8 protein-coding genes are annotated in these 13,085 nt (G+C 65.5%); 5 read left to right on the forward strand and 3 right to left on the reverse strand.

Going from position 1 to position 13,085, the window contains the following annotated elements:
- The first annotated feature begins 92 nt into the window (after positions 1-92).
- From AC5RTE_RS10115 to AC5RTE_RS10125, 3 genes are all read left to right on the forward strand, one after another.
- Positions 93-1,796: a RecQ family ATP-dependent DNA helicase gene (locus tag AC5RTE_RS10115; protein ID WP_494041245.1), complete on the forward strand. Its 1,704-nt coding sequence runs from the start codon at positions 93-95 to the stop codon at positions 1,794-1,796.
- A gap of 53 nt (positions 1,797-1,849) precedes the next feature.
- Positions 1,850-3,049: a TerC family protein gene (locus AC5RTE_RS10120; RefSeq protein WP_494041246.1), complete on the forward strand. Its 1,200-nt coding sequence runs from the start codon at positions 1,850-1,852 to the stop codon at positions 3,047-3,049.
- A gap of 108 nt (positions 3,050-3,157) precedes the next feature.
- Positions 3,158-6,847 (forward strand): TM0106 family RecB-like putative nuclease, encoded by a 3,690-nt coding sequence (locus AC5RTE_RS10125; RefSeq protein ID WP_494041247.1) that lies wholly within the window; start codon positions 3,158-3,160, stop codon positions 6,845-6,847.
- On the opposite strand, the gene AC5RTE_RS10130 is transcribed toward AC5RTE_RS10125, so the two are convergent.
- From AC5RTE_RS10130 to AC5RTE_RS10140, 3 genes are all read right to left on the reverse strand, one after another.
- Positions 6,834-7,154, reverse strand: a complete 321-nt coding sequence (locus AC5RTE_RS10130) for an acylphosphatase (protein WP_494041248.1) — start codon at positions 7,152-7,154, stop codon at positions 6,834-6,836. The two genes, AC5RTE_RS10125 and AC5RTE_RS10130, sit on opposite strands and share 14 nt — an antisense overlap.
- Positions 7,155-7,258: 104 nt before the next feature.
- On the reverse strand, positions 7,259-8,182 hold the full coding sequence (locus tag AC5RTE_RS10135) for a pullulanase X25 domain-containing protein (RefSeq protein WP_494041249.1): 924 nt from the start codon (positions 8,180-8,182) through the stop codon (positions 7,259-7,261).
- 262 nt (positions 8,183-8,444) lie between these two features.
- Positions 8,445-9,506, reverse strand: coding sequence for an adenosine deaminase (locus AC5RTE_RS10140; RefSeq protein ID WP_494041250.1), 1,062 nt, complete (start codon positions 9,504-9,506; stop codon positions 8,445-8,447).
- A 48-nt stretch (positions 9,507-9,554) separates the two neighbouring features.
- Here AC5RTE_RS10140 and uvrA point away from each other — a divergent pair, with 48 nt between their 5' ends.
- Together uvrA and AC5RTE_RS10150 are read left to right on the forward strand one after the other, a co-directional pair.
- Complete coding sequence (uvrA, locus tag AC5RTE_RS10145; protein ID WP_494041251.1) at positions 9,555-12,122, forward strand: excinuclease ABC subunit UvrA; 2,568 nt, start codon at positions 9,555-9,557, stop codon at positions 12,120-12,122.
- Between the two features lie 192 nt (positions 12,123-12,314).
- Positions 12,315-12,989, forward strand: a complete 675-nt coding sequence (locus AC5RTE_RS10150; RefSeq protein ID WP_494041252.1) for a transglycosylase family protein — start codon at positions 12,315-12,317, stop codon at positions 12,987-12,989.
- Positions 12,990-13,085: the final 96 nt, after the last annotated feature.

Genomic DNA, 13,085 nt, shown 5'->3' on the forward strand with positions numbered 1-13,085 from the left:
ACAGGGACGACGGCGCTGCCCGGCCCGCGCTAGGCTGGGTACCTCGGCTGAAGCAAGCGGCCGCAGGAACCACTGTGCGGAGCCGCTCCCTAATGTCCGACGATCTTGCCCTCAGCGCCCTTGCGGCGTCCTCCTTTTCCCTGCCCCACCTGCACGATGGCCAGCTCGATGGCATCCGTGCCCTCGCGGACGGTCGTGATGTCCTGGCCGTGATGCCCACCGGATACGGCAAATCAGCCATCTATCAGGTCGCTGGCCGGTACCTGCACAGCACAATGGGACGCCCGGTCGTCGTGGTCTCCCCCCTTATTGCCCTGCAGGAGGACCAGCTGGACGGCCTGGCCGCGGAACTGGGCGAAGGGGCCGCCGTCGCCGTCAACTCCTCCCGCACCGACTCCGAGGTGGAAGCTGCCTGGCAGGCGGCAGAATCCGGCGAGGCAACCTTCCTCTTCCTGGCACCGGAGCAGCTGGCCAAGCAGGAAACCGTGGACCGCATCGCCAAGCTGGACATCTCCATGTTTGTAGTGGACGAGGCACACTGCGTCTCCTCCTGGGGCCACGACTTCCGGCCCGACTACCTCAACCTCGGCAGTGTCCGGGAACGCTTGGGCAACCCGCCGGTAGCAGCGCTGACGGCCACCGCGTCACCGCCCGTGCGCGATGAAATCTGTGAGCGGCTGGGCATGAAGGACCCGCTGGTCCTGGTCCACGGCTTCGACCGGCCCAACATTTCCCTCGACGTGGTCCGCCACCAGGAGGACAAGGGCAAGCGCAAGGCTGTGCTGGAGCAGGTAGCGGCGCTGGCCCGGGAACAGGGTCAAGGGCTGCTCTACGCCGCCACCCGCAAGGACACGGAAAAGTACGCCGCCAAGCTCGAGGACGAGGGGCTCCGGGCGGAGGCGTACCACGCTGGCCGTTCCGCGGCAGACCGCGAGCGCATCCACGAGCTGTTCCTGGACGACCAGCTGGACGTGGTGGTTGCCACCACCGCTTTCGGCATGGGTATCGATAAACCCAATGTGCGGTTCGTGGTGCACGCGGACATCCCGGAATCCCTGGACTCCTACTACCAGGAAATCGGCAGGGCAGGCCGTGACGGCGAACCCGCGTCGGCTGTGCTGCACTACCGTGCCGAGGATTTGGGACTGCGCAAGTTCTTCGGCACCCACTCCCCCGATCCTGACTCTCTACTGGAGGTGCTGAAGGTCCTCAAATCCGCGGGCGCACCGGTGCCCAAGACCTCCCTGGCGGAGCTCAGCGGCTTCCCCGCCCGGCGGGTCACGGGCCTTGTGAACCAGCTCGAGGAGACGGGCGGCGTCACCACCGGCAAGCGGGGCATCCGGCTCACCTCCAAAGCCAAGCTGCCAACCTTGGTGGAGCGCGCCGTCGACATGGCCGAAGCCAGGCAACGGGTGGACCAGTCCCGGCTCACCATGATGCGCGCGTTCGCGGAGACGGACAGCTGCCGGCGGCAGTTCCTGCTCGGCTACTTCGGCGAAGACCTGCCGGAGCCGTGCGGCAACTGCGACGCCTGCGCCGAGGCTGCCAACCGCGCAGATGCGCCTGACGCGGGAGCACAAACCCACGACGGCGGCGCTCCAGGGTCCGCGGAACAGGCCGCTTCGGGCGCCGGGGAACCCTTCCCGCTGCAGTCCGCTGTGGTCCACAAGGAGTGGGGTCCGGGGCTGGTGATGCGGCACGAGGACGACGTGATTACCGTCCTGTTCGATCAGGAGGGGTACAAGACGCTGTCCCGCAGCGCCGTCGTGGAGCATGAACTCCTCAAGCCTGCTTAGCCGCCGCCCGCGCGGGTAGGCTGGAAGGACACTGACGACGAAAGGCCCGCCGCGTGGAAGTACCCTCCTATGTCTGGACCCTGACCATCGCAGGAATTGTTGGCCTGCTGGCCTTCGATTTCTTTTTCCATGTGCGAAAGGCCCACACGCCCTCGCTCAAGGAATCCGCCATTTGGTCCGCCATCTATGTGGGCATTGCGCTGCTCTTCGGTCTGGGGGTGCTGTTCTTCGGCGGGCCCACGATGGGCACGGAATACTTTGCGGGGTACGTCACGGAAAAGGCGCTGTCCGTGGACAACCTCTTTGTGTTCCTCATCATCATGGCCAGCTTCAGGGTGCCCCGCGCGGACCAGCAGAAGGTGCTGCTGTTCGGCATTGTTTTCTCGCTCATCGCCCGCACCGCGTTCATCTTCCTTGGCGCCGCGCTGATCAACAGTTTCGCCTGGGTGTTCTACATTTTCGGCCTCATTCTGCTCGTCACTGCCGGCAACCTGCTCCGCCCGAACTCCCACGACGACGAGTCTGAAGGGCTCGTGGTCCGGCTCGCCAAGAAGTTCCTTCCGGCGTCGGAACACTACGACGGCGACAAGCTCTTCACCATGGAAAACGGCAAGCGCGTCCTCACCCCGATGCTGCTGGTAATGGTGGCCATCGGCGGCACGGACATCCTCTTTGCGCTCGATTCCATTCCCGCAATCTTTGGCCTGACCCAGAACGTGTTCATCGTTTTCACCGCCACCGCGTTCTCCCTGATGGGTTTGCGGCAACTGTTTTTTCTGATCGACGGGCTGCTGGACCGGCTGATCTTCCTCTCCTACGGCCTGGCAGCAATCCTCGGCTTCATCGGCGTCAAGCTCATCCTGCACGCACTCCACGAGAACACTCTGCCGTTCATCAACGACGGCGAACACGTCAACGTGGTGGAAGTCAGCACCCAGGTTTCCCTGAGCGTGATCCTCGGCGTCCTCGTGGTGACTATTCTTGCCTCCATCTTCAGCCCCAAGGGCAAGGCCAAGAACGCCGTGTCCGGAGCGCGGCGGCACGCCAACGAATACCTGGATCTCAACTACGAGACGGACATGGTGGAGCGCGACAAGATCTTCGCCCGTATGTGCCGCGAGGAGGACCAGATCCGACAGCTGCCCGAGAAGTACAAGAGGCTCGTCCGCAATGAGACAGAGTTCCTGGACCTGCTGCGTCGCGCCCACGCGGAGCACGACAAGGCCCAGGTGCGGGCGGCCGCAGACAGCTGACCTTTGCCGGGTGGGTTTGCCGGGCGCCGAATTGTCAGTGCCTCTTGCTAGGTTGGATCCAGGGCCAGGGGAACCGTCTTCCGGCCCGGCTGTCGATGGGGAGGCCCCGTGTTTTTGCTCGAAGCTGCAGCGGCCGGCGCGCCACCGGACCTGGTGTTTTCCGCCAGCGATCTCGTGGCCGCCAGCGAGTGCGAGTACCGGACGCTCCGAATCCTGGACGAGAAGCTGGGGCGCTCCCCTAAAGCTGTCTTTGAGGCTGACGAGATGCAGGTCCGGGCCGGCGAGCTGGGTGACAAGCACGAACAAACGGTCCTCGCCAGCCTGGTCGCCAAGTACGGTGAGTGGGATGCCAGCCGGGGTGCGGGCGTCTATTCCTTGGAACGCGGCCAGAACCTGCGCGGGGAGCTGCAGGCCAGGCACGCGGAAACGGAGCTCGCCCTCCGTTCCGGCGCCGACGTCGTTTTCCAGGCCACGTTTTTCGACGGCGAATTTCTCGGCTACGCGGACTTCCTCGTCAACGAGGCTGCCGGCACGGGCAGCTCCGGGCGCTACGAAGTCTGGGACACCAAGCTCGCCCGGCACGCCAAGGTGGGTGCTTTGCTGCAGCTGGCGGCGTACGGGGACCAGCTTCTCGGGATGGGTCTTGACCCCTCCCCCACCGTGACCCTGGTACTGGGTACCCGCGTGGATGACGACTGGCTCCGCAGCAGCCACTCCCTCCCGGACCTGCTGCCTGTTTTTCGGGAACGGCGCCGGCGCTTCCGGGAGCTGACAGCGCAGCACCGGTCCGCTGATGCCACCGTGCGGTGGCAGCAGCCGGAAATCGTCCACTGCGGCCGGTGCGATTACTGCGCAGAACAAGTACAGGCCCACCGGGACCTGCTGATGGTGGCAGGGATGTCCGTGGTGCAGCGCAGGAAGCTGCGTGCTGCCGGCATCACCACCATTGATGAGCTTGCTGCCATGCCAGCCGGGGACGCCAAAAATTCAATGGCCCGGCTGCGGGTGCAGGCCCGGATGCAGCTGGGCCTCGATACCCCGGCCGGATCACGTACCTTCACAAAAGACGGCCAGCCGCACACCGTCTCGTTCACCGTACTGCCGGAGAACACCATAGGGGCGCTCCCCCTGCCCAGCCCGGGAGACATCTTCTTCGACTTCGAGGGCGACCCCCTGTGGCAGGACCCTGCCACCGGAGCCTGGGGCATCGAGTATCTGTTCGGTGTGGTCGAGGCGCCGGGTGCCGGCCACGCCGGCGATCCCATCTTCCGCCCGTTCTGGGCCCATTCCCGGTCCGGGGAACGCCGTGCCTTCCTCGAGTTCCTGGATTATGTAGAGGAACGCCGGGCCCGGTATCCGGACATGCACGTCTACCACTACGCCGCGTACGAGAAGACTGCCCTGCGGAACCTCTCCCTTGCGCATCAGGCCGGCGAGGACACGGTGGACACTTGGCTCAGGGAGGGCCTGCTCGTGGACCTCTACGCCACGGTGCGGCAGTCGCTGCGCATCTCCGAAGCGTCGTACTCCATCAAGAAGCTTGAACCGCTGTACATGGGCGACAACCTGCGCTCCGGGGATGTCAAGGACGCCGGCGCCTCCGTCGTCGCCTACGCCGCGTACTGTGCGGCCCGGGACGCCGGGAACACTGTGGAGGCGGAGAAGATCCTGGCATCAATCTCCGACTACAACCACTATGACTGCCTCTCCACCCTCCGGTTGCGCGATTGGCTCCTGGACATTGCCGGGCAGGGAGTTACGGAAGCTGCAAAAGACGTCACTTCCGAAGCAAAGCCTGCCCGCCCCGCTGCGGCGTCCCGGGAACGCCCGGCACAAGAGGAAAGCCCCGAGGAATCCAGGCTGCGCGAGTACCTCGCCGGCCTGCCGGACAACCGCCCCTGGACGGATGATGAACGCGCCATCGCGATGGTGGCCGCCGCTACCGGATATCACCGCCGCGAACGCAAGCAGTTCTGGTGGCAGCACTTCGACCGCGTGGAAGCACCCATCGAGAACTGGTCCGACCAGCGGAACGTCTTTGTGGTGGAATCGGCAGAGGTGACATCAGACTGGGCCCTCGCCAAGCCGCGGGAGCGGATGCGCACACGGATACTGCGCCTCCGCGGCACCATGACGGAGGGATCGGACTTCCGGCCGGATTCCAGCTGGTGCCGCCTCTACGATGCCCCGCCTCCTGACGGTATGGCCGCGCCTGACGCCGCTCCTGGAGCCAGGGCTTTCACGTTCGGGACCAGGATCAGTGAATTGTCAGCGGCACCCGACAACCCGGAACATACCATCATCACCGTCGCCGAGCGTGAGTCCGGCAAGGTTGCCGCCTATCCACACCTGCCCGTTGCCCTCACCGAGGACCAGCCCCTTGCTACGGCCAGCATCGAAGCTGCCATCGCGGAAATTGCCGCCACAGTTGGCGCCTCCGTGCCGGACCTGCCGGCCCAGCCGGGCCTGGACATCCTGCGCAAGCAACCCCCGCGGTTCCGCTCCCTCCGGCATCCGGTGGACGTCCCGCACGGGCCGGACGGTTCCCCTGCCTACGCCGCTGCAATCACCGCTTCCATCCGTGACCTTGACCGTTCCTACCTCGCTGTCCAGGGACCCCCGGGCACGGGAAAGACGTTCGTTGGTGCCCACGTGATCGCCAGGCTTGTCGCCGAAGGCTGGAAGATCGGCGTCGTGGGCCAGTCGCACAACGTCGTCGAAAACCTGCTCTGCTGTGCCATCAGGACCGGCGGCGTAGATCCCGCTGTAGTAGCGAAGAAGTTGGCGGCGCCGCACGACGTCCCGTGGAGGCAGACCGCCGATGGCGACGTCGTCGCGTTGTTGGCTTCAGTGGGCGGCTGCCTGGTAGGCGGCACGGCTTGGACCATGACCGGCAAGGACGTCCCGCGCGGTTCGCTGGACCTGCTGGTCATTGACGAAGCCGGACAGTTCTCGCTCGCGAACACGCTGGCCGTCTCCCGGGCGGCGAAGCGGCTTCTCCTGCTGGGCGATCCCCAGCAACTGCCGCAGGTCACGCAGGGCGCACACCCCGAACCCGTGGATGAATCAGCGCTGGGCTGGCTCGCTGCAGGACACGCCACCCTGCCTGCCAACCTTGGGTATTTCCTCGCGGACAGCTGGCGGATGCACCCGGAGCTGTGCCGGGCAGTCTCCCGGCTGAGCTACGAAGGCAAGCTCCACGCGGCGCCTGCGGCTTCCGAACGGGAGCTCGAGGGACTCCCGCCAGGGGTTGAAACCGCTTTCGTCAACCACAGCGGCAATACCACGGCATCGAAGGAAGAAGCTGCCGAGGTGGTCCGTCAGGTGCGGCGGCACCTCGGGCTCAAGTGGACTTCCGGTGCGGGAACGGAGTCCCGGCCCCTGGGGCTCGAAGACGTTTTGGTGGTTGCCGCGTACAACGCGCAGGTCCATGTGATCCGGCAAGCCCTCGGGGAGGCAGGCCTGCCCGGCGTCCGGGTGGGGACAGCCGATAAGTTCCAAGGCCAGGAAGCGCCGGTGGTCCTGGTGTCGATGGCATGTTCGGCAGTGGGCGAGGCCCCACGCGGGGCCGAGTTCCTGCTGAACAGGAACCGGATCAATGTGGCAGTATCGCGTGGGCAGTGGCGGGCGGTCATTATCCGCTCGCCCGAACTCACCAGCTACATGCCGCGTCGGCCCATGGCCCTGGAGGAGCTCGGAGCGTTTCTCGGCCTCAGCCCACGGGACCAGGGATCCCCTAAACCCGGCAGATCCACCGGGCACGGAGGCACCCCGCGGAGCAGGGTCAGCGGGTCCTGAAGCCGTTGAAGTTGCCCTCAGCCGGGGAGATCGAGTCCTCCACCTGTTCCACCCGGCCTGGCGTGGCGTCGGAGTTCAGCCATGCGCGCAGCTCGTGGATTTTCCACTGCGGCCCTTCAGCCACGAGGGCGACCGAGCCGTCGTCGAGGTTTTTCACCTCACCGGTGAGACCCAGCTCCTCCGCCTTGCCCATGGTCCAATAACGGAAGCCGACACCCTGCACCACGCCAGATACACGGGCAGTCAAACGCACCGCTTCAGCATCAGTGGCAGACGGGTCGGAAGACGAATCTTCGTTCCTGGCCATGGTGCCTCCCCTCAGTCAGCGCTTCCTGCCCAACCAGGTAGCGCCAGGAGCCGTTTTGACGCTTCGCAACGGAACCTGGCGCAACCCGGTTGGATCCGGGGCGCCTAGTTGATGGTGATGTCGCGGGTGCTGTGGTTGTAGCGGATGGTGACAGTTCCGCCGTCGTGGTACAGCTCGTGGTTGGGGCCGTCGAAGGTACCGAATGCTCCGTAGTTCTCGTCCCAGGACCGGTTCAGGGCAATCTTGAAGGTGTAGTGGCCCGCCGGAAGTTCGGCGCTCTTTTTCCACAGCTGGTCCAGGAAGTCGAACTCCATCTGGGCCTCGTCGTACTGGGGCGCCCAGTTCTCAGGAGCGCCGAGGATGGTGTTGAAGTCGCCTGCAACAGCCACCGCTTCCGGCTGCGGGTGAGTCTCAACGTCCGCGTCCTCAACCGGTTCAACAACAGTTTCGGTCGACGCCTTGGCCGGAGCCTTGCCCTTGACGGCGTTGACCACGGGTTCGACTGCGTCCTCGATGGCCTTTGCTGCCTTGCCCACGGCTGCAGCGGCCTTCTTCGCTGGAGTCTTCTTCGCGGCCGGCTTCTTGGTCTCCGTCTTGGCCGCGGCCTGCGCCGGTACTGCGGCTGCGGGAACCGCGGTCGTCTTACGGACGAAGCCGGCCGGTGCCGTGGGAACCGGGGTGTCGGCAGGAACGGGGGTGCCGGCGTCGAGCGCGGTGGCGAAGGACACCGGGTCCGGGAACGCTACCGTTGCCCGCATGCCTTCTTCGGTGATAGTCCAGCCGGTGCGGCCCTTAACCAGCCAGCCGGCCTTAACGAGCTTGGCCGTGGCGGAGGTCAGCGTTTTGTGGCCGCGGGGAATGCCGCCGCTGAGCAGCTCACGCTCGTGCTCGTTGAACGGCACGCGTGCCGTGGCCTCCGCGAGGACCTCGCCTGCGTTCAGTGCATCGCCGGACCACACGCCTTCGGTCAGGACATCCAGCACGGTCTTGAGTCGAAGGAAGGTGTTTTCTGCGGTGGACTTGGCCATGATTCCCCTTTATAAAAGCGATCGGTCTTAGGCATCATGCCAACTGCCCGTAACATCGCGCGACTTGAAATGGTTAACTCTGCGTGTCGTGACCGACTGTGAAGCGTACGTTTCAACAAGTGGGTCTGGAGTATCGGGTTGTAGGGCTGGCTGCACAACCCGGAGCGCTGACATGGGTGCCGCACTGCACTTCCCCAGACACGCCTGCGGCACCAAGTTTAGCGGTAACCGGGGACGGACGTTGCGTGGGACACAGCAGGCGTCAGTGCGTTACTTCGCCGCTGTTCAGTTCGTCCAGCAATTCCGCCTTCCGCTCCTCCGAAGCAAAGGACGAATGGATGGAGTTTGCCGCCAGCCTGGCCTTGTCGAAATCGGAGAGTTCGAAGGCTGCTTCCAGCTGGGTGAAATTGTCATCCACATAGCCGCCGAAATAGGCGGGGTCGTCCGAATTGACAGACACATTGAGCCCGGCTGCGAGCATGGCGGGCAGCGGGTGGTCCGCTAGGGTATCGACGGCGCGCAGCCGGACGTTGGACAACGGGCACACCGTCAGCGGGATCCGCGCGTCCACGAGACGCTCCACCAGGTCCGGATCGTCCATGCAGCGGATGCCGTGGTCGATGCGCTCCACACCGAGGATGTCCAGGGCTTCAACGATGTACGACGCCGGCCCTTCCTCGCCTGCGTGGGCGGTCAGCCGCAGGCCCGCTTCGCGCGCCTTGGCGTAAAGCCGCTCAAACTTCGACGGCGGGTTGCCCACCTCCGCCGAGTCCAGCCCGATGGCTCCGATGGGTGCGTTCATGGCCAGCAGCCCGTCGAGGACTTCCAGTGCGGACTCCTCGGGAAGATCCCGCAGGAACGCCGCGATCAGCATCGTGGAGATCCCAAAGTCCTCCTCGGACGTCACCAGGACCGAGGCGACACCGTTGACGCAGGTTTCCAGGGAAATGCCGCGGGCGAGGTGCGCCTGCGGGTCCATCATGATCTCGGCATGCCGGACCCCGGCTGCAGCGGCCCTTTCCAGATAAGCGTGGGTCATCGCCGCAAAGTCCTCTTCAGTCTGCAGAACGGCCATGTTGGCGTAGTACAGATCAAGGAAGGACTGCAGGTCGGTGAACTCGTACCGGGCCCGAAGCTCTTCAATCCCGCTGTAGGGCAATGCAATGCCGTTGCGTTCGGCCAGCGCAAAGATCAACTCCGGCTGCAGGGTCCCCTCAATATGGAGGTGCAGCTCCGCCACCGGGAGGAGCCTGGTAGGGACCTCTGGCTCCCCTGGAAAAGGTTCGGTTTCAGGCACGGCAGTACCGCCAGCAAAGTTATCCATCCGGTCAGGATAATGCCCTCCGCCGGTTTCACCACTAGAGTCGAGCCAATGCAGAATGCCAAGCACGCTGATGACCTGCAGTATCCAGCTCCTGCCCATGCAACCGACGGCTTTGTCCGGGTGCGCGGAGCGCGCGAAAACAACCTCCGCAACGTGGACGTTGACATTCCGCGGGATGCGATCGTGGCCTTTACCGGGGTTTCCGGCTCCGGCAAGTCCTCCCTGGCCTTCGGCACGATCTACGCCGAGGCGCAGCGCCGCTACTTCGAGTCCGTGGCCCCATATGCCCGCCGCCTTATCCAGCAGGGGCACAATCCAAAGGTGGAGCTGATCAGCGGCCTCCCACCCGCCGTCGCGCTTCAACAGCGCCGCGGCGCACCCAGCAGCCGGTCAACGGTAGGAACAGTCACCACGCTCTCCAATTCCCTGCGTATGCTCTTCTCCCGCGCGGGAACCTACCCAGCCGGCAGCAGCCAGCTGGACTCGGACGCCTTCTCCCCCAACACGGCTGCCGGGGCATGCACGGAATGCCACGGCCTGGGCATCGCACACACCGTCACCGAGTCCTCGCTCGTCCCGGATCCCTCCCTAAGCATCCGCGACGGCGCCATCGCCGCGTGGCCCGGGGCCTGGCAGGGGAAAAACCTTCGGGACATCCTCACCCACCTGGGTTACGACGTCGACACACCCTGGCGCAAGCTGCCCCAAAAGCACCGCGACTGGATCCTCTTCACGGAGGAACAGCCCGTGGTGGAGGTGACTCCACAGCGGGACCGCGTTGCCAAGCCGTACAAGGGGCGATTCTGGAGCGCCAGGAGCTACGTCCTCCATACGCTGGCTGATTCGCAAAGTGCCGCCATGCGTGAGCGGGTGCTGGCGTTCATGGAGTCCGGGCCGTGCCCGCGCTGTGCAGGCGCAGGGCTGACCCAGGAAGCCCTGGCCGTGACCTTCGCAGGCAGGACCATCGCGGAACTGAACCGGCTCCCCATGGCGGACCTTGCGGAAATCGTGCGCCCCACCTCCGAGCTGCACGACGCCGGGACGGCCTCGCGCACGCACGTTTCGGGAGAGTCCAACGAGGTGGCCGTGGCGATCACCCGGGACCTGCTCCAGCGCATCACCGTCCTGCTGGACCTCGGGCTGGGCTACCTCGCCCTGGGCCGGGCTACGCCTACGCTGTCGCCGGGCGAGATGCAGCGGCTCCGCATCGCCACCCAACTGCGCTCCGGCCTCTTCGGCGTCATCTATGTGTTGGACGAACCCTCCGCAGGGCTGCACCCGGCCGACGCCGAGCCCCTCCTGGACGTGCTGGAGCAACTGAAGTCTTCCGGCAACTCAGTGTTTGTGGTGGAGCACAACATGGACGTGGTGCGCAGAGCGGACTGGCTGGTGGACGTCGGCCCGCGGGCGGGCGAAGGCGGCGGCGACGTGCTCTACAGCGGACCGGTCGATGGGCTTGCGGGTATTGAAGCCTCGGTCACCCGGCCTTTCCTGTTCGGCGAAACCCTGCCGAAGGTCCCCGGCAATGTCCGCGGCGATGCACGCAAGGGCCTGACCCGGGAGCCCGCCGGATGGCTGGAGCTCAAGGACGTAAGCCGGCACAACCTGCGCGGACTGGACGCGCGTTTTCCCCTGGGTGTCCTGACTGCCGTCACCGGCGTATCCGGCTCGGGCAAGTCCACCCTTGTAGGCCGTGTGCTGGCGGAGGTAGTGGGCTACGGGCTCAAGACGCCCGTGGAGCCGGATGACGCGGCGGACCCGTTGGCCCTGGGAGCCGTCACCGGAAGCGAGCACATCGACCGCCTGGTAACCGTGGACCAAAAGCCCATCGGGCGGACGCCGCGCTCCAACCTCGCCACCTACACGGGTCTTTTTGACGCCGTCCGCAAGGAATTTGCCGCCACGGAACAAGCAGGACTTCGGGGATACGGTGCGGGCAGGTTTTCCTTCAACGTGGCCGGCGGCCGCTGCGAGACGTGCCAGGGCGAGGGTTTCGTTGCCGTCGAACTGCTCTTCCTGCCCGGCAGTTACGGCCCCTGCCCGGAATGTGCCGGGTCCCGCTACAACCCGCAAACGCTCGAGGTGGAGTACCGGGGCAAGAATGTGGCCGAAGTGCTGGCCATGACGGTGGACACTGCCGCGGCGTTCCTCGCCCACGTACCCGCCGCGGCCCGCAGCCTCACAAGCCTGCAGGATGTTGGACTCGGTTATCTTCGGCTGGGGCAGCCTGCCACGGAGCTCTCCGGCGGTGAGGCGCAGCGCATCAAGTTGGCCACGGAGCTTCAACGGGCCCAGCGGGGACACACCCTGTACTTGCTGGACGAGCCTACGACCGGGCTGCACCCAGCCGACGTGGAACTGCTGATGGCACAGCTCCACGGATTGGTGGACGCCGGAAACTCTGTGGTGGTTGTTGAGCACGAGATGGCAGTGGTCGCCGGAGCGGACTGGGTGATTGATTTGGGCCCTGCAGGCGGGGACAAGGGCGGGCAGATCATGGCTACCGGGACACCAGCCGCCGTCGCAACGTCCCGTAAAAGCCGCACGGCCCCCTACCTGGCTGAAGCGCTCGGCCAGCAAACAGTCAGCCACCACCCAGACAAGGTCTCGATTTGATAACGGCCGGATGATGTCCTAGCGTGAGACCCATGCCCGCGAACGCGGGCGCAGTAATGCCCGGTGCTGCCTCCACCAGAACTGCCCAGCTGGCAGCGGCCGAACTTGACCTCTATTCGTCAGGGGTGGGCAGTGGCGCGACGATCTCCGGGGACGGAACCAGCGCAGGTGGCCTTCAGGAGCATCACCATCATGAAAAACACCACTTTCCGTACTGTCGCGCGCCGCGGAGCCACCGTAGCCGCCATTTCGGCTGCCGGGCTGGCCCTTTCGGCCACCGCAGCCAACGCCGCGACCAGCACGTCCACCTGGGACGCGCTCGCACAATGTGAGAGCGGCGGCAACTGGGCCATCAACACCGGCAACGGCTACAGCGGCGGCCTTCAGTTCAGCCCCAACACGTGGGCAGCCTACGGCGGCACGGGTTCAGCCGCTAACGCGAGCCGCGAGCAGCAGATCGCCGTCGCCGAGCAGGTTCAGGCATCGCAGGGCTGGGGCGCCTGGCCGTCCTGCGCTGCACAGCTCGGCTTGAGCGGGGGCGCCACCGGTGTTGCACCACAGAGCGTTCCCGTGCAAAGCGTTCCCGTCCAGGCAGCACCGGTTCAGGCCGCACCGGTTCAGGCCGCCCCCGTCCTGAGCGCGCCGGTCGTCTCAACACCGGCTGCCAAGGCGCCCGTCGCCAGGCACGTCACCGCGGTTGCCCTGAGCGGCGAAACCTACACCCTGCAGGCAGGCGACACCCTGAGCATTGTGGCCGATAAGCTGGGTATCCAAGGCGGCTGGCAGCACCTTGCCGACGCGAACCTGGACACCATTGCTGACCCGAACCTCGTCTTCGCAGGACAGGTCATCCAGCTCCCGGCTTAAACCCTTTCCGGTTTGAGCGACGGCACGGTAGTGCCCGACGCCTGCAAGGGCGCCCCAATCGGTCGGCGATAGACAAATTCCGTTGACCAAAGAACG

This window comes from Arthrobacter sp. K41 (genome assembly GCF_059089645.1).